This is a genomic window from Microvirga medicaginis, from assembly GCF_052658925.1.
Map to the genome: position 1 here is coordinate 85,278 of NZ_JBQWEL010000019.1, position 16,677 is coordinate 101,954.

The following is a 16,677-nucleotide window of genomic DNA, read 5'->3' on the forward strand; positions in this document are numbered from 1 at the left end:
TCCTTGCATATGAGATATATTCATTAATTGTGCAAAATAAACCATTTGCTTCAGGTCTTATTTGCTGGCGTCCTAAGGCAGATATCGCGCGGCTATGAACTGGCGGATGCTTGGGAGGAGATTGGGAATGCCTGAGTACTTGTCCAAAGGCTCGATACGCTCGGACGTCACACGCCGTCACATGCTTTTAGGAGCGGCGGCAATGACCGTTACCGCAGCCTATCCAGGACGGAGGCTCAAACCTATCCAAGCAGAAACATCACGCTGGTCGTGCCTTTTACACCGGGCGGCTCGACCGACATTCTGGCGCGCCTTCTGGGGCAGAGACTCGAAGCCGCTTTCAAGAGTCCCGTGATTGTCGAGTCCCGACCGGGAGCAGGAGGCTCCGTCGGGGTGGGGTCGGTGGCACGCGCCCCTGCGGACGCCTACACCTTGGTGATGGGCCATATCGGCACGCTTGCGGTGAACCCCGCGCTCTACCCGAAGCTGACCTATGACCCTCTCACGAGCTTCGAACCGGTGAGCGGCATCGCAAACGTGCACAACATGCTTGTCGTCCACCCGGACGTTCCGGCCAAGACACTTCAGGGACTGATCGACTACGCCAAGCAGAACCCCGGCAAGCTCAATTATGCATCGGGTGGCAACGGCAGTGCCGCACATATCGCCATGGTGGCGCTCTGCGACCGGGCGGGCATAACGATGACGCACGTCCCTTATCGTGGAACGGCACCTGCCGTGACAGATCTGCTCGGGGGACGCGTGCAGCTCACGTTCACGGGTGCGCCCAACCTGATTCAGCATGTCGAAGCCGGCACAATGCGCGCGCTTGCCGTTTCAGGCTCCAATCGTCTCAAGGCTGCACCGAATGTTCCCACGGTCGCGGAGACGGGGTATCCCGGCTTCGAGGCCTCCCAGTGGTATGGAATCCTAGTGCCGGCGGGAACTTCGAAGGAAATTGTCGGCCGCCTCAACAGCGAGATCAAAACCGCATTAGCGGCTCCCGAGATCGCCGAGCGCTTGTCCCTGGAAGGGGCCGAAGTCTGGACGAATACCCCAGGAGAGTTCCGTGAACATATCTCCAAGGAGATGGTGCGGTGGGGAGACCTCCTGAAGCGAACCGGGATTAAACCTGAATAATTCGTGACGGAACGGCTTGGGCTTGCAGATTCCATGGAAAAGTCGGCGGAACACGCAATCTTATCAATGGATGGACCTGATGGCAGGTCGCCCGCCGCCAACGTATCGCGAGATGCATCGGAACCGAATCAAAAGGCAAAAATGCCAAGAGGGAAGGAAGAACCATGCGACGTAGAACTGTTCTAACTGCAGCCGGCGCTGCAGTGGCCATGCTGGCCTTCGGAGGACCGGCAGTGGCTCAAGAAACCATGAAGATCGGCCTGATCCTGCCGATGACGGGCCCCTTCACTTCGACGGGCCGACAGATCGAAGCGGCGGCGAAGCTCTATATGCAGCAAAACGGCGATGCGGTTGCCGGCAAGAAGATCCAGCTGATCGTCAAGGACGATACGGGTGTTGCCGACGTCACCAAGCGCTTGGCGCAGGAACTGATCGTCAATGACAAGGTGGGCGTGATCGCAGGCTTCGGCCTGACGCCGCTCGCGCTCGCATCCGCGCCGCTTGCCACTCAGGCGAAAGTTCCGGCTGTCGTCATGGCGGCCGCCACCGCCACGATCACGGAGGCCTCGCCCTACATTGTCCGCACCAGCTTTACGCTGCCGCAGGCCACCGTGCCGATGGCAGATTGGGCCTCTCAGAACGGTATCAAGAAAGTCGTTACGCTCGTATCCGACTATGGCCCCGGCATCGATGCGGAGAAGGCATTCTCCGGCGCCTTCGGTGCCAAGGGGGGGCAAGTCGAGAGCTTACGCGTTCCGCTCGCCAATCCCGACTTCTCACCCTTCTTGCAGAGGGTTGCCGATGCAAAGCCCGACGCGCTCTTCGTGTTCGTGCCTTCAGGCGTCGGCGCGCAGTTCATGAAGCAGTTCGTCGAGCGCGGCCTCGACAAGAGCGGCATCAAGCTCATCGGTCCCGGTGACGTGACCGATGACGATATTCTGAACGGCATGGGCGATGTGGCTCTCGGTGCCATTACGACGCAGCATTATTCCGCAGCCCATGACAGCCCGGAGAACAAGGCCTTCGTCGAGGCATTCAAGAAGGCCAATAACGGAATGCGCCCGAACTTCATGGCAGTCGGCGGCTATGACGGCATGCACCTGATCTACGAGGGTCTGAAGAAGACCAATGGGACAGGGGGCGAGGCGCTGATCAATGCCATGAAAGGCATGAGCTGGACGAGCCCGCGTGGACCGGTTTCCATCGATCCGCAGACCCGGGACATCATCCAGAATATCTATGTGCGCAAGGTCGAACGTGTGAATGGCGAACTCTACAATGTCGAGTTTACCACGATCGCGAACGTCAAGGACCCGGTGAAAGCCGCCAAGTCCAACTGATCGAACCAAAGCTCCGGAAGCGCTGCCGCAAGTCAACGCTTCCTCAGGCATTTCTGGAGAGAACGGTGCTGACTATCCTCTTCGATGGCATCGCTTATGGCATGTTGCTGTTCGTGCTGGCCTGCGGATTGACCGTGACGCTCGGGTTGATGAACTTCGTCAATCTGGCCCATGGCGCCTTTGCGATGGCTGGCGGCTATGTGACGGCCGTTCTGATGAACCGCTATGGCGTGCCGTTCCTCGCAACGCTTCCGCTCGCATTTATTCTCCCCGCGTTCGTAGGCCTCGTGCTTGAGCGAGCCCTCTACAGGCAGCTCTATTCGCGGAGTCATCTCGACCAGGTTCTCTTCTCGATCGGGCTGGTCTTCATGGCCGTTGCCGCTGTGGATTACAGCATGGGCTCGCAGCAACAACTGATCCAGCTTCCGAGTTGGCTTCAGGGACGTGTCGCGGTACTCGGCATCCAGATTGGTCTCTACCGCAGCTTCATCATCGCGATTTGCGGCGTGCTCGTTGTCGCCCTGCAGCTCATCCTGACCAGGACCCGGTTCGGCAGCCGCCTGCGGGCCGCCGTCGATGATCCGCGTGTCGCCCGTGGGCTCGGGATCAATGTGAGCGTGATCTTCGCCGCGACCTTTGCGGTTGGCTCAGGCCTTGCCGGACTGGGCGGGGCGCTCGGCGCGGAAATCCTAGGGCTCGATCCCACCTTCCCACTGAAGTTCATGATCTATTTTCTGATCGTCGTAACGGTGGGTGGAACGACGAGCATCACCGGCCCCTTCCTCGCCTCCCTGCTTCTCGGCATCGCCGACGTTGCGGGCAAATATTACGTTCCGAGTCTCGGCGCTTTCGTCATCTACACCCTCATGATTGCCGTTCTCATTCTTCGCCCCCAAGGACTCTTTGCTCGTGCGCGCTGATCAGATTGAAAAAGCCTCGATGCCGCTCAATACGGCTGACTTCGTCCGCAGGAGCTTGAGCCGGAAGGCCCGGTGGGGCATTGCTGAGACCGCTTTCTGGCTTGCGGCGGCAGCGACCCTCTTCTTCCTGCCCGAACGCCATCTGATCCTCAACGAAACTGCGATCATCGGTCTGTTCGCTCTCTCCTTGGATCTCATCCTCGGCTATGCAGGCATTGTCTCGCTGGGCCATGCGGCTTTCTTTGGGCTTGGCGCATATGCCGCCGGTATCATGGCGAAACACGGCTTTGCCGATCCTTTCCTCGGATTGGGAGGGGCAGCGGTTGCTGCGGCCTTTCTCGGTTTCGCCACAAGCTTTCTCGTCCTTCGGGGAACGGACCTGACGAAGCTGATGGTGACATTGGGCGTTGCTCTTGTCCTCAGCGAGATCGCCAATCAGGCCTCCTGGCTGACGGGCGGCGCCGACGGTCTTCAGGGTATTACGATGGGACCGCTCCTTGGCCTGTTCGAATTCGATATCTTCGGAACGACAGCCTATGCCTATAGCCTCATGGTGACCTTCGTGCTCTTCATTCTCGCGCGCAGGATCGTCGTCTCGCCCTTCGGCCTTTCGCTGCGCTCGATCCGCGACAATCCGCTCAGAGCCCGCGCGGTCGGTATTCCAGTCAACCGCCGTCTTGTGGCGATCTATACGCTTGCGGCGGCTTACGCGGGCGTGGCCGGCGCTCTGCTGGCGCAGACGACACAGTTCGTGTCGCTCGATGTGCTCGCCTTTCATCGCTCCGCCGATGTCATGCTGATCCTGGTGATCGGAGGGGTCGGCTATCTCTATGGCGGCCTCATCGGTGCTGTCGGTTTCAAAGTCTTACAGGACATCCTCTCGGCCTGGACGCCGCAATATTGGCAATTCTGGATCGGATCGATCCTGGTGGTGCTCGTTCTCGTGGGACGCGAGCGCCTGACGGACAGGGTCAAAGCGCTGTGGCCGCGCCCGAGAAGTCTTGCAGCCGACCGTCCGCAAGCGTTGCCGGCCACAAAGGCGCAGGGGGTCTGATATGGGGGCAGCTCTTGAAACCAGAGGCCTCGTGAAGCGCTTCGGCGGACTCACCGCGACCGACAATGTCACATTCCGACTGGAGCAGGGCGCGCGTCATGCGCTCATCGGCCCGAACGGCGCGGGCAAGACGACCTTCATCAATCTTCTGACCGGCGTGCTGACGCCGACCTCAGGGCAGATCCTGTTGGAAGGAGTTGACATCACGCGCATGCGACCCGAGCATCGTGTCCAGCGAGGTCTTGCCCGGACATTCCAGATCAACCAGCTCTTTCCGGCCATGACCCCGCTCGAGACCATCGGTCTCGCGGTGTCGGAGCGCATGGGGGGAGGGCGCGACTGGTGGCGTGTCACCGGCAGCAAGCGTGATATCGTTGACGAGATCGTTGAGGTCGCTCAGCGCTTTCGCCTTACCGATGTGCTCGATGAGCGTACCTCGAACCTGGCATATGGCAAGCAGCGCCTTCTTGAAATCGCCGTGGCTTTTGCTTGCCGCCCGCGGGTTCTGCTGCTCGACGAGCCCGCCGCCGGTGTGCCGGAGGCGGAGCGTAAGGAGCTGCTCGCGACGGTGGCGGCTCTGCCTCGCGATGTCTCGGTGCTGCTGATCGAGCATGACATGGATCTCGTCTTCAGCTTCGCTGACCGAATCTCCGTTCTCGTCAATGGCGCTCTCTTCACCGAGGGCACCGTTGAGGAGGTCTCATCCGATCCCAAAGTACGGGCGGTCTATCTCGGGGAAGATATCGATGAGTGAGCTTCTCAATCTGCAACAGGTCTCCGCAGGTTATGGCGACGCCATCGTCATCTCGAAGATCGACCTGCGTCTGCAGCCAGGCGAGTCGCTCGCGGTGCTGGGGCGAAACGGAACCGGCAAGACCACCCTGATCAACACGATCATTGGGGTTACGCGTCATAGAGGCGGCACAATTGCTCTCGCGGACAAGGATCTGACCGGCGCGTGTCCGGACAAACGAGCGCTTGCCGGCATCGGCTGGGTGCCGCAGGAGCGCAATATTTTCAAGTCACTGACGGTTGAGGAGAACCTGACGGCTGTCGCCCGCCCAGGGACTTGGACTCTGGCACGGGTCTACGAGATGTTTCCGCGCCTGAAAGAGCGTCGCTCCAACATGGGCAATCAGCTCTCAGGCGGCGAGCAGCAGATGCTGGCGATTGCACGCGCGCTCGTGCTCAACCCGAAGCTCATGTTGCTGGATGAGCCGACAGAGGGTCTTGCACCCATCATCATTGAAGAATTGCTGGCTGCCCTGAAGCGCATCATCCGCGATGAGGGCATGTCTGCCATTGTGGTCGAGCAGCATGCCCAAAAGATCTTAAGCGTAACGGATAGCGCGGTCATCCTTGATCGCGGTACGATTGTCCACGCGGGACCGAGTCGATCTCTTATTGAGAATCCAGCTCCCCTCGAGCAGCATTTGGGAGTGACGGCCAAGAAGAAGCCACGCCAAGCTGCCCGTCATTAAAGCAACACAGCCGGAGGAACAGCCCATGCAACGCACCAGACCACCTTTCCGGGCCGATATGGTCGGCAGCCTTCTGCGAACTGAGAGGCTGAAGGAGGCGCGGCACAGGCATCACCAGGGCACACTCTCTGACGCAACCTTGAAGGAAGTCGAAGACGAGGAGATCCGCACGGTCATCCAGAGGCAGGAAGGCGTTGGTCTTCAGGCCGTCACGGATGGGGAATTTCGCCGCGCTTATTGGCATTTCGATTTTCTGGAGCACCTTGATGGCGTGACCTCGATCGAGGCCGATTCAGGTATGAATTTCAAAGGAGGAATTGGGATCACCAAGGCGCTTCGGATCACGGGAAAGGTCGGGTTTTCCGGACACCCGATGATCGAGCATTTCCGCTTCGTGAAAGACAATGCAAGCCGTGTCGCGAAGATGACGATCCCGGGCCCGAGCATGCTCCATTATCGCGGTGGCCGGAAGATGATGAATGCGGGCGTCTATCCGGACATGGATCAATTCTATGCCGATGTCGGCGCGGCTTACAACAAGGCCGTGCACGCCTTCTACGATGCCGGCTGTCGTTATCTCCAGCTGGACGACATATCCTTCGCCTATCTGTGCGATCCCGATCAGCGCGAGATGTTGCGCCAGCGAGGCGATGACCCGGGGAAGCAGCCCGACATCTATGCCGGCATGGTGCGAGAGGCTTTGAAGGACAAGCCCGATGATCTGACGATTACGATGCATCTGTGCCGGGGCAATTTCCGCTCCACCTTCATTGCATCGGGCGGTTACGAGCCTGTCGCCGATACGCTGTTCAACGCCATGCCGGTCGACGGGTACTTCATGGAATGGGATACGGACAGGGCCGGCGGCTTCGAGCCCCTGCGCTACCTCCCCAAGGGCAAGATCGTCGTCCTGGGCCTCGTCACTTCCAAGACAGGCACCCTCGAGAGCAAGGACGATATCAAACGCCGGATCGATGAGGCGACCAAGTATGCCGATCTCGACCAGCTTTGCCTTTCCCCTCAATGCGGGTTCGCTTCGACCGAGGAGGGCAATATCCTCGCAGAGGAAGAACAGTGGGCGAAGCTGCGTATGATCGTCGAAGTCGCCAAGGAAGTCTGGGGCTGATCTGCGCGAGAACTGAGTGCATCGCCGTTGACGATCTCGGATCGATTCCAGATTCGAGATCGCGCCTCGATGGGCCTCAGGCTGCAAGGAAGAGGGGCTTTCGTTGCTTCGCGGTCAGTGGAGAAGACTGACTTTCTCGTGGCCGGGTCCCCTGCTGTAAGAGTTCTTAGACGGGCCTCTCCAAGCACTTCATGGATTTTCCCGACGATAAGGCCCTGGCCGGAGTCCCTGTCGCGCAGCCTCCGGCATGACCTGTCAGTGACCCATCGCGGGTGCGAGATTGTAGGCGGTCGTGGATTTGACCCGCTGCATGGCGAAGCGCGACGTCACGTTCTTGAGTGGGATTGCATCGATCAGGCGCTTGTAGAAGTTGTCATAGGCCGCCATGTCCGGCACGACGACACGCAACATGTAATCGACGTCTCCAGCCATGCGGTAGAATTCCATCACCTCCGGCATCGCAGAGACGACATCTGCAAAGCGCTGCAGCCATTCTCCTGAATGATCGGAGATCTGGATGGAAACGAACACCGTCAGCCCGAATCCGACCTTCTCCGGATCCAGAAGGGCAACACGCTTCTGGATGACGCCCGTTGCCTCGAGGCGCTGCACGCGCTTCCAGCATGGCGTTTGCGACAGGTTCACTCTTTGAGCGAGCTCTGCGATCGAGATATTGGCATTCTCTTGCAAGAGCATCAGGATTTTCGTGTCCGTCGCGTCCATGCCCGATCCCGGTCTGGTAGAAGAAAACTCTCGAAAGGCCGACCTTTTGGAGCCTATCGTTCTCCTTCCTATTCGGTTCTTTATAAAGAACATCCTGGATGAATCAAGGCCTGATCAGCCGCGCCGCTGGCACGGTTGTGGAGCTAGAAAGCTGAGCAAATAATAAATTCTTCTCCGGTTGCTCGTGAGTGGAGAATATTTTGCTTGTGCGGCCTGTTCTAAAAAAAGAACGTTCCCGTTGCCTTTTCAAGGTTTCCGCCTGGATAATTCAAGGGTCAGTCAGGCTCAAAGCACAGGCAGGGAAGCACCATGTCACTTACATCTCGTTTCAGAAACAGAGCTGGCCTCGCGTTGCTCGGGGCCACGTTGCTGGCAGGAGCCGCCGGCTGGGCCGCTGTGGCAAGGGCAGCCGGCGCGGATGAGACACCGGTCAAAGGCGGTACGCTGATCTATCTCGAGCAGCAGGCCCACACGAACCTCTATCCTCCGGCGGGCGGCTTCTATCCCAACGGCGGCATTCTGAATCAGATTACGGACAAGCTGACTTATCAGAACCCACAATCTCTTGAGATCGAACCGTGGATTGCGGAATCGTGGACGGTCAATGCCGACGCCACCGAGTACACGTTCAAGATCCGGAAAGGGGTAACGTTCTCGGATGGCGCGCCGCTCGATGCCGCTGCCGTGGCCAAGAATTATGACACCTTCGGGCGCGGCAACAAGGAGCTGAAGCTTCCGATCTCCGAAGTGATCAACAACTACGATCGCAGCGAGGTCATCGATCCCTATACGGTCAAATTCTATTTCAAGAAGCCGTCGCCCGGCTTCCTGCAGGGAACATCCGTCATCGGTTCCGGCCTCGTCTCTCCGGCGACTCTGGCGCTGCCCTACGAGGCTCTAGGGGATGCGACCAAGATCATCGGGTCGGGCCCCTTCGTGGTTGCGAGTGAAATCCTTGGACGCGAGCTCACGCTTAAAGCCCGCGCCGATTACAATTGGGGTCCTGCAAAGCTCTCCCACCAGGGGCGCGCTTACCTCGACGGCATCAAGTATATCGTCACGCCTGAAGACAGCGTGCGCATCGGCGCCCTGCTCGCAGGCCAGGCTGACGTCATCCGCCAGATCCAGGCCTATGACGAGAAGCAGGTCGAGGATGAAGGCTATTTGATCTACGCACCGTCCACGCGCGGCGTGAACAACAGCGTCGTCTTCCGTCCCGACAACCCGCTGGTGGCTAATGTCCGCGTGCGTCGCGCGTTGCTGCATGCCACCAATACGGACGAGATCGTCTCGACCTTGTTCTCGGCCCATTACCCGAAGGCTACTTCGATCATCGCCAAGACTGCGCTCGGCTATGTGAATCTCTCCTCGAAGCTCACTTACGATCTTGAGAGGGCGAATGCGCTTCTCGATGAGGCCGGCTGGAAAGTGGGAGCGAACGGTCTGCGCCAGAAGGACGGGCAGACGCTCGAGCTCTCGGCCTACGAATCTCTGCCGCAGCCGCAGAACAAGGAAACGCTGCAGCTGGTTGCGCAGCAATGGGGCAAAGTCGGCGTGAAGCTCAACGTTCTCACCGCCGATTCCGGCAGCGCGACGGTGAACAATCTTGATCCCGCCAAGGCGCCGGTTTCTCCGGCGATGGTCGGCCGAGCCGATCCCGATGTGATCAAGAGCCAGTACTACCCGACCAATCGCAACGTGCTGCTGCAGAAGGGCGGCAACAGCGACAAGGTTCAATCCTTCGTTGACGACAAGCTGAATGGCCTTCTGGAAAACCTCGCCTCTGAGCCCGACCGGACCAAGCGCCTCGCGATTGCCGGTGACGTGCAGAGCTACGTGATTGATCAGGCCTACGCCATTCCGATCTTCGAGGAGCCGCAGGCCTTCGCCGCTGCGCCTTACGTGAAAGGCGTGTCCTTCGAGGCTGTCGGACGCCCTAGCTTCTACAACATCTGGCTGGCACCCCGCCGCTGACGCCCCAAGCAAACCGGCCGGGTGTCGAAAAAGACATCCGGCCGCAAGGCGGATCACCTTCCGTTTTCTTAGACAGGATGTCTCATGTCGCGATATGTGATCGGACGGACCGGGCAGGCCCTTGTCGTTCTGTGGGCAGCCTTCACGGTTTCCTTCATTCTTCTCCAGGCGCTGCCGGGCGATGCCATTCTCATCAAGTTCCTCAATCCTGAGCTGGGGTTGGGGCCGGAGCAGATCGCGGATATCCGAGCTTCATACGCAGCCGATGCGCCGCTCTGGTCTCAGTATCTGCACACGATCGGGAACTTCCTGACCGGCCGCTTCGGCTACTCCGTTCAGGCTGGCGTTCCCGTCAGCGCTCTGCTCCTGGCGAATTTGCCGCCGACCCTGTGGCTTGCCACTTTCGGATTTCTGCTGGCCGTGATCCTGGCCATTTCCATTTCATTTGTTTCCGTGCTGCTCCCGCTTCCCTGGCTGCGCGCGTTCTTTCAATCCATCCCGTCGCTCTTCATCTCAACGCCGGTCTTCTGGCTTGGCATCCTGCTGATCCAGGTCTTCTCGTTTCAGCTGAAACTCATTTCCGTTATTAATCCCGGCCCCTGGGAAGTGCTCATCCTCCCGGTCCTGACGCTCGCCGTTCCGATATCGGCGCCCCTCGCTCAAGTGCTGATGCGCAACATCGATCGCGCTCTAACCGAGCCCTTCGTCGCCGTTGCTCGTGCGAAGGGAGCGTCCCATGGCTGGGTGGCGTGGAAGCATGTGGCGAAGAATGCCGTTCTGCCGACCCTCACGATTGGCGGCATTCTCTTCGGCGAGCTTCTCGCCGGCGCTGTCGTCACGGAGGCGGTCTTCGGTCTCAATGGGATCGGCAGCCTCACGCAACATGCCGTGAGCAGCCAGGACATCGCGGTGCTTCAGGCGCTCGTCGTCTTCTCGGCGGCGGCCTTCGTTCTCATCAATCTCACGGTGGATCTTCTCTATCCCATCTTCGATCCGCGCCTCAGGGCTCAAAAAGGAGTTGCCGCATGAGCGGGCTCAACACAACGGGACGAAGCCTGCTGCGTGGTGATGCAGGCCTTCTGGAAAGCTCATCCTCCTTCCGCTCATCTCTGACACTGGCAGGAGCAGGGTTGCTCGCGAGGGCCAGGGGCATTCAACCTGGCCTCGTCGCCTCATGGTTCGTAATCGCCGTCGTTGTCCTGTGGGCGCTCTTTCCGGCATGGTTCACGAGCTATAGCGGCACCGTCGGGGTGGCGCGCCAGCAACTGCGCGCCCCCAGTGCCGAGCATTGGCTCGGCACCGACGCTCTTGGTCGCGACCTTCTGGCGCGCATCATCTATGGCGCAAGTCAGTCGCTGTCCGGAGCCTTCGTTGCTGTCGGTGTCGGCCTTCTCGTCGGCACGTCCCTGGGCCTCATTGCCGGTTCCGCTCGCGGCAGGGTGGATGGCGTGATCATGCGCGGCGTCGATGTGCTGCTGTCGATCCCGCAGCTTCTCCTGTCGCTCAGCATCGTCATCCTGCTGGGCTTCGGCACCGTCAATGCAGCGATTGCGGTGGGTGTCACCTCTATTGCCAGTTTCGCGCGGCTCGCGCGGTCCGAGGTGGTGCGTGTGCGTGCCAGCGATTATGTGGAGGCAGCCTTCGGCAGCGGCGGAACTTTCAGTCGTGTGCTGTGGCGCCATATTCTGCCGAACTCGCTGACCTCCGTCATCGCCTTCGCCGCCCTGCAATTCGGCTGGGCCATCCTCACCATCTCTACTTTGGGCTTCCTCGGCTACGGCGCGCCTCCGCCGACGCCGGAATGGGGGCTGCTGATCGCTGAGGGGCGCAACTATATCGCCCGGGCCTGGTGGCTCACCACAGTCCCCGGCCTCGTTGTGATCCTCGTGGTCCTGTCCGCGAACCGCATCAGCCAGTCTTTCGGAAAGGTGCGGACATGAGCACGGCTTTCGATATCAATTCTCCCGCTTCGAGGTCATCGGACGTTCCGGTTCTCGACATCGGCAATCTGGCTGTCTCCTATCGCAGCCACGGCGAGGATCGCCGTGTCGTTCACAATGTTTCGCTCCAGGTGCGCCCGGGCGAAGTGGTGGCTCTCGTCGGTGAATCCGGGTCGGGCAAAACGACGACCGCGCAAGCCGTGATCGGGCTTCTCGCCCAGAACGGCCGTGTGGAATCCGGCTCCATCCGCCTCAACGGAACGGATATCGCAGGATGGCCGCAAAAGCGGCTCGACAGCATTCGCGGCAGTAGGATCAGCCTGATCCCGCAGGATCCGACAAGCTCGCTCAATCCGGTCAAGACCATCGGTGAGCAGGTGGCGGAAGTCTTGCAGATTCACCGGCAGGGCAGGGGGGCGGAAATCGAGGCGCGCGTCATCGAGCTTCTCGCCCGTGTCGGACTCTCCCAGCCGGAGCTGCGCGCCAAGCAATACCCGCATGAACTGTCAGGCGGCATGCGCCAGCGTGTCCTGATCGCGATCGCCATTGCCTTGAAGCCGGCGCTGATCATCGCGGACGAGCCGACGAGCGCTCTCGATGTGACGGTGCAGAAGCGCATTCTCGACCTCCTCGATGAGCTGCGGGACGAATACGGTACGGCCGTTCTGCTTGTGACGCATGATCTGGGTGTAGCAGCCGACCGCGCCAACCGGATCGTCGTGCTGAAGAACGGGCGAATTCAGGAGCAAGGACCCGCCGACGAAGTGCTGGCTGCGCCACGCAGCGACTACACGCGCAAGCTCCTGGCGGATGCGCCCTCGCTGGGAAAGGGCCGCCATGTCTCACGCGTGAAGGATGGGTCGTTCGCCGACGCCGACCATGCCGTCATCGTCGAGAACCTCGTTCAGGATTTTCACCTTAGCGGCGGCCGAGGGGTCTTCAGAGCGGTCGATGACGTCTCGTTCACCATCCGAAGAGGAACGACGCACGCCATCGTCGGGGAATCCGGGTCGGGCAAGACGACGACGGCCCGCAGCATCGTCGGCTTCAATAAGCCAGGCTCGGGGCGAATCTTGGTCGATGGGATCGATGTCACGAACCTGCGGGGAGAGGATCTCCGCCGGTTTCGCAAGACGATCCAGCTCGTCTACCAGAATCCCTTTACCTCGCTCGATCCGCGCCAGACGATCTTTCAGGCGATCGAGGAGCCGCTGCTCAATTTCGATCCACTGCCGAGAGGAGATCGGGTGCGAAAGGTTGAAGCCATCCTCGACCAGGTCGGTCTTCCCCACGCCGTTTTAATTCGCAAGCCGCATGCCCTTTCAGGCGGGCAAAGGCAGCGTGTCGCTATCGCCCGTGCGCTCGTGCTCGAGCCTAAGGTTCTCGTGCTGGACGAGGCAGTCTCAGCTCTCGACGTCACGGTGCAGGCGCAGATCCTTAAGCTCCTCGACGAGCTGCAGCAGGCGCTCGGTCTGACCTACCTCTTCATCTCTCACGATCTCGCCGTCGTGCGGCAGATCTCGGATACGGTGTCCGTTCTGCATAATGGTCGTCTGGTTGATGGAGGGCCCGTGGAGCGCGTGTTTCAGCGCCCCGGCAGCGCCTATACGCGCGAACTCATTGCCGCGATCCCTGGACAGCGCAACGCCTTCCTTGAAAACCCGGTTCTGAATGGAGCAAGCCAATGACCACACCATCGCAACCGAAGCGGCTCGGGTTCTTTACCCGTCTTCTGGATGAAGGCAGCGCAGGCGAGCGCTACCGTCTGGCAGCCGAGCAGATCATTCACGCCGAGCGGCAGGGCTTCGACACGGCCTGGGTGGCCCAACATCATTTCCATGAGGCTGAAGGCGGCCTGCCGTCTCCCTTCGTCTTCCTGGCACATGTTGCTGCGCAAACGTCAAAGATCCGTCTCGGCACCGGCGTCGTCACATTGCCGCTCGAAAATCCGATCCGCGCGGCGGAAGATGCCGTGGTGTTCGATCTTCTCTCCGACAATCGCTTGGAAGTCGGTGTCGGAACGGGCGGCACACCGTCGTCCTTCACGGCATTCGGCCTCGATAGTGCCAATCGCTCGGAGATCTACGAACGCGCCCTTGCGCTCGTTCGCGACGCCTGGAACGGCAAACCTCTGGAAGGCGGCGATTCCCTCTATCCTGCAGCCCCTTATCTGAACGACCGGGTCTGGCAGGCGACCTTTTCCACTTGGGGTGGCGTTCGGGCCGGAAAGGCCGGGGACGGTCTCATGCTCTCGCGCACGCAGCCCCGGCCGAAGGATTCGCCGAACGCAACTCTTCCGGAGATCCAGCATCCCATCATCGATGCTTATCTCGAGGCTCTTTCTCCTGGCAAAGCGCCGCGCATCATGGCCTCTCGCTCACTTTTCGTGGCGGACAGGCGCGAAGACGCGCTTCGCCTCGCGGAGACCGGCTTGCGCCGCGTCGCCAAGGACTTTGCCGCCAAAGGGCACGTGATCCCCGGCGATACGCTGGCCGATCTCATCACCGCCCTCGATACGCATGTGGGCACACCCGAAGACGTCATCGAAAGCCTGAGCAAGGATACGACGCTGCCGCGCGTGACGGATATCGTCTTCCAGGTTCACTCGGTTGATCCACCTCACGACGACATCCTGCGTTCCATCGAACTCATCGCCAGCGAGGTGGCGCCGGCCCTCGGTTGGCAGAGACCGCTGGCCAAGACCGAAAAGCGTGTCGCCCTCGTGCGCTGAAGCAGCACTCAATCAACAGAAGCGGGAGAAGAATCATGAGCACCATCAGCTTCGATATCATCGATCACCTGGCCGGGATCCAACCCGGCTCACATCTGGATGAACTCCGCTCCCAGCGCTCTCAGGCGCGAGAGAATGCACAGAAGAGTTACTCGGCCCTCTTCGATCCTGACTATCCCGGCAATGTTTCCGCGCTTGAGCGCTATGCAGTGGCAACGTTCGTGGCGGGCCTCCATCGACAAAGCGTCGTCGCGGACTTTTATGCCGCCGCGCTTCAGAAGCTCGATCGCCCCGACATTGCCGATGTCGTGGATGCCGAGATCGCGCGGGGTTTGGCAAAGGGGCCTTATGGCCGCTACCCGGAGGGGCCGCTCTCGGCCGAGGATGAAGAGGGGGCCGATTATCGCGTCTTTGCAGGACACGAGGAGGTCCTCGGGGCTCGGCTGATTGCGGCCCTGCAGCATGCGCACCTGTTGGTGTTCCATCCCCGTGACGCCAATCCCGAAGCCCTGCAGAAGATGCTCGATGCCGGGTGGTCGACAACCGACATCGTGACCCTGTCGCAACTCGTGGCCTTTCTTTCATTCCAGATCCGCGTCGTCGCCGGCCTGCGTGTTCTTGCCGCCACGTCAAATCACACGTCGGCCTCATCCAACGAGGCACCTGTGTTCACGGCTCTTCTGGCTTCCGGCGCTCTTTAAAGGAAACGACTTCCATGACCGAGAAAGCTCTGACCTATCCTGACAATCGCGAGCCTTCTGCCTTCACTCAGGATGAACTGGGATGGCTGCCGTGGCTGGAGCCGTTCCCTGCAGATCAGCTGACGGAAAGACATTGGACGGGTCTTGTCGATCCGTCGCGCGCCAAGTCGCCTTATTTCCTGCTGCTTGCGCGCGATCCCGATGTCCTTCAGGCGAGAACGAAGACCGATAAGGATATCTTCTACAACACGAGCAATGGCCTGCCGCGAGCCGAGCGAGAGCTTGCTGCAACCGCAACCTCGCGGTCCAATGGCTGCATTTACTGCGCCTCCGTTCATTCGCGCTTTGCGACGCAATATTCAAAGCGGAGCAGTGACATTCAGCGCCTTCTCGATGAGGGTGTGGATGCGCGTGTCGATCCGCTCTGGGACGCCATCATCGACGCCTCCGTGGCGCTCACTGCGACGCCCCTCGATTTTGGCGAGGCGCAGATCGAGGAGCTGCGCAGGAATGGCTTGGGCGATCTTGAGATCGTGGACGTCATCAACGGCGCCGCCTTCTTCAACTGGGCAAACCGATTGATGCTGTCTCTTGGGGAGCCGGCGCCCTCAAGCAAAACTTCATCATGACGTCAGATTCATCCTGGAGCGGATTTGTCTTGCGCCGCCGATGTATCCGGAGCTCGAAGGCCTTTTGGATTGTAGGCTATGGATCGATTGAAGCGTAGCTTTAGAGCGGTTGCCGAGCGTCGAACAAACCGTGCAGGAGAAACCTCGCCGTTCCTGCTCTCCTGGTAATCGAGCAATCGACCCCGCCCAGTGGGTCGGGACGGTTCCGGCGTACCGTATGAAGGCCAGTCCGATACGCCAGGAGCCCCTGTCGGACCGCAGCACCGGGATTCTGAAGCGCGCGAACCGTCACCGGAAAGCGAGCATCTGTTCCCCCGCAGATCCGGTCCCCATGGCCCGTTCCAAACCGGTGTGAACCGCCTCCAGGCACCTTACAAGCTGCTCCGTATCCGATATTAGTCATGAGGCTTGCCACTGCTGCCGAAGTTGCTTCGACAGCAGTGGTGCCGGCCGGCAGGTCTGCCGTTTCCTCTCTGTCCTGTTCCAGGTGCTCATGGCTAAGTTCGTTCCTAATCTCGATGATGAGGCGCTTCGGTTCCTTGTGGAGGCTCTGACCGAAAGCGGGCAGGCGGTTTCCCTCTTCGATGCCGATGACACCCTGCGGTACGCCAACAAGACCTACCAGGGCATGTTTCTGGGAGGATTCGGAGGGCCCTTCACCTTCACCGAGATCCTTCGCCACGCCCACAGGAACGGGCTTGGCGTGAGGATCGATGACAATGATGTCGAGGCGTTCATTGCCCGAACCCTGCCGCGGCGCCGAAGCGTGCCCCGCAAGTCCTTCGAGACCGATCTTGTCGACGGTCGGTGGTTCTGGATGGACCATACGATCCTGCCGAATGGATGGATTTTGTCCGTCGGTGCCGACATCACGGCCCTGAAACAAAACGAAAAGTCGCTGCGCCAAGCGCATGAGAT

General features: G+C 60.2%; 16 protein-coding genes. 15 read left to right on the plus strand and 1 reads right to left on the minus strand.

Features of this window, described 5'->3' with window-relative positions; genetic code table 11:
• Positions 1-270: 270 nt before the first annotated feature.
• The 7 genes from ACUXUR_RS20675 to ACUXUR_RS20705 all read left to right on the plus strand — a co-directional run bounded on the left by ACUXUR_RS20675 (position 271) and on the right by ACUXUR_RS20705 (position 7,061).
• The gene (locus tag ACUXUR_RS20675) at positions 271-1,140 is read left to right on the plus strand and encodes a Bug family tripartite tricarboxylate transporter substrate binding protein (RefSeq protein ID WP_445504244.1); all 870 of its coding nucleotides are present in this window, start codon (positions 271-273) and stop codon (positions 1,138-1,140) included.
• Between the two features lie 164 nt (positions 1,141-1,304).
• Positions 1,305-2,480 (plus strand): ABC transporter substrate-binding protein, encoded by a 1,176-nt coding sequence (locus tag ACUXUR_RS20680; protein WP_445504245.1) that lies wholly within the window; start codon positions 1,305-1,307, stop codon positions 2,478-2,480.
• A gap of 65 nt (positions 2,481-2,545) precedes the next feature.
• Positions 2,546-3,400: a branched-chain amino acid ABC transporter permease gene (locus ACUXUR_RS20685; RefSeq protein WP_445504246.1), complete on the plus strand. Its 855-nt coding sequence runs from the start codon at positions 2,546-2,548 to the stop codon at positions 3,398-3,400.
• Positions 3,401-3,419: 19 nt separating this feature from the next.
• Entirely contained in the window at positions 3,420-4,454 is a 1,035-nt protein-coding gene (locus ACUXUR_RS20690) for a branched-chain amino acid ABC transporter permease (RefSeq protein WP_445504261.1), read from the plus strand.
• Position 4,455: 1 nt separating this feature from the next.
• Complete coding sequence (locus ACUXUR_RS20695) at positions 4,456-5,208, plus strand: ABC transporter ATP-binding protein (protein WP_445504247.1); 753 nt, start codon at positions 4,456-4,458, stop codon at positions 5,206-5,208.
• Positions 5,201-5,935 (plus strand): ABC transporter ATP-binding protein, encoded by a 735-nt coding sequence (locus tag ACUXUR_RS20700; RefSeq protein WP_445504248.1) that lies wholly within the window; start codon positions 5,201-5,203, stop codon positions 5,933-5,935. The genes ACUXUR_RS20695 and ACUXUR_RS20700 overlap by 8 nt, the downstream gene beginning before the upstream one ends.
• Before the next feature lie 25 nt (positions 5,936-5,960).
• On the plus strand, positions 5,961-7,061 hold the full coding sequence (locus tag ACUXUR_RS20705; RefSeq protein ID WP_445504249.1) for a 5-methyltetrahydropteroyltriglutamate--homocysteine S-methyltransferase: 1,101 nt from the start codon (positions 5,961-5,963) through the stop codon (positions 7,059-7,061).
• 255 nt (positions 7,062-7,316) lie between these two features.
• Here the strand turns inward: ACUXUR_RS20705 and ACUXUR_RS20710 are convergent, their stop codons facing one another.
• Positions 7,317-7,784: an Lrp/AsnC family transcriptional regulator gene (locus tag ACUXUR_RS20710; protein ID WP_445504250.1), complete on the minus strand. Its 468-nt coding sequence runs from the start codon at positions 7,782-7,784 to the stop codon at positions 7,317-7,319.
• Between the two features lie 309 nt (positions 7,785-8,093).
• On the opposite strand from ACUXUR_RS20710, the gene ACUXUR_RS20715 reads away from it, so the two are divergent.
• From ACUXUR_RS20715 to ACUXUR_RS20750, 8 genes are all read left to right on the plus strand, one after another.
• Entirely contained in the window at positions 8,094-9,758 is a 1,665-nt protein-coding gene (locus ACUXUR_RS20715; RefSeq protein WP_445504251.1) for a TIGR04028 family ABC transporter substrate-binding protein, read from the plus strand.
• 84 nt (positions 9,759-9,842) lie between these two features.
• Positions 9,843-10,787, plus strand: a complete 945-nt coding sequence (locus ACUXUR_RS20720) for an ABC transporter permease (RefSeq protein ID WP_445504252.1) — start codon at positions 9,843-9,845, stop codon at positions 10,785-10,787.
• Positions 10,784-11,698: an ABC transporter permease gene (locus tag ACUXUR_RS20725; RefSeq protein ID WP_445504253.1), complete on the plus strand. Its 915-nt coding sequence runs from the start codon at positions 10,784-10,786 to the stop codon at positions 11,696-11,698. The genes ACUXUR_RS20720 and ACUXUR_RS20725 overlap by 4 nt, the downstream gene beginning before the upstream one ends.
• On the plus strand, positions 11,695-13,386 hold the full coding sequence (locus ACUXUR_RS20730) for a dipeptide ABC transporter ATP-binding protein (RefSeq protein WP_445504254.1): 1,692 nt from the start codon (positions 11,695-11,697) through the stop codon (positions 13,384-13,386). Before ACUXUR_RS20725 ends, ACUXUR_RS20730 begins: the two co-directional genes overlap by 4 nt.
• Positions 13,383-14,429, plus strand: a complete 1,047-nt coding sequence (locus tag ACUXUR_RS20735; protein WP_445504255.1) for a putative FMN-dependent luciferase-like monooxygenase — start codon at positions 13,383-13,385, stop codon at positions 14,427-14,429. The genes ACUXUR_RS20730 and ACUXUR_RS20735 overlap by 4 nt, the downstream gene beginning before the upstream one ends.
• 35 nt (positions 14,430-14,464) lie before the next feature.
• On the plus strand, positions 14,465-15,130 hold the full coding sequence (locus tag ACUXUR_RS20740; RefSeq protein WP_445504256.1) for a CMD domain protein: 666 nt from the start codon (positions 14,465-14,467) through the stop codon (positions 15,128-15,130).
• Between the two features lie 14 nt (positions 15,131-15,144).
• Positions 15,145-15,759 (plus strand): alkylhydroperoxidase domain protein, encoded by a 615-nt coding sequence (locus tag ACUXUR_RS20745; protein ID WP_445504257.1) that lies wholly within the window; start codon positions 15,145-15,147, stop codon positions 15,757-15,759.
• Positions 15,760-16,252: 493 nt separating this feature from the next.
• The coding region (locus ACUXUR_RS20750; RefSeq protein ID WP_445504258.1) for a PAS-domain containing protein at positions 16,253-16,677 on the plus strand (425 nt) is incomplete at its 3' end.

Excerpts from the sequence above, each read along its gene's own strand:
- ACUXUR_RS20715 (WP_445504251.1), top strand. The coding sequence starts at position 8,094 with ATGTCACTTACATCTCGTTTCAGAAACAGAGCTGGCCTCGCGTTGCTC.
- ACUXUR_RS20695 (WP_445504247.1), top strand. The coding sequence starts at position 4,456 with ATGGGGGCAGCTCTTGAAACCAGAGGCCTCGTGAAGCGCTTCGGCGGA.
- ACUXUR_RS20740 (WP_445504256.1), top strand. The coding sequence starts at position 14,465 with ATGAGCACCATCAGCTTCGATATCATCGATCACCTGGCCGGGATCCAA.
- ACUXUR_RS20705 (WP_445504249.1), top strand. The coding sequence starts at position 5,961 with ATGCAACGCACCAGACCACCTTTCCGGGCCGATATGGTCGGCAGCCTT.
- ACUXUR_RS20735 (WP_445504255.1), top strand. The coding sequence starts at position 13,383 with ATGACCACACCATCGCAACCGAAGCGGCTCGGGTTCTTTACCCGTCTT.
- ACUXUR_RS20725 (WP_445504253.1), top strand. The coding sequence starts at position 10,784 with ATGAGCGGGCTCAACACAACGGGACGAAGCCTGCTGCGTGGTGATGCA.
- ACUXUR_RS20680 (WP_445504245.1), top strand. The coding sequence starts at position 1,305 with ATGCGACGTAGAACTGTTCTAACTGCAGCCGGCGCTGCAGTGGCCATG.
- ACUXUR_RS20720 (WP_445504252.1), top strand. The coding sequence starts at position 9,843 with ATGTCGCGATATGTGATCGGACGGACCGGGCAGGCCCTTGTCGTTCTG.
- ACUXUR_RS20710 (WP_445504250.1), bottom strand. The coding sequence starts at position 7,784 with ATGGACGCGACGGACACGAAAATCCTGATGCTCTTGCAAGAGAATGCC.
- ACUXUR_RS20690 (WP_445504261.1), top strand. The coding sequence starts at position 3,420 with ATGCCGCTCAATACGGCTGACTTCGTCCGCAGGAGCTTGAGCCGGAAG.
- ACUXUR_RS20700 (WP_445504248.1), top strand. The coding sequence starts at position 5,201 with ATGAGTGAGCTTCTCAATCTGCAACAGGTCTCCGCAGGTTATGGCGAC.
- ACUXUR_RS20730 (WP_445504254.1), top strand. The coding sequence starts at position 11,695 with ATGAGCACGGCTTTCGATATCAATTCTCCCGCTTCGAGGTCATCGGAC.
- ACUXUR_RS20745 (WP_445504257.1), top strand. The coding sequence starts at position 15,145 with ATGACCGAGAAAGCTCTGACCTATCCTGACAATCGCGAGCCTTCTGCC.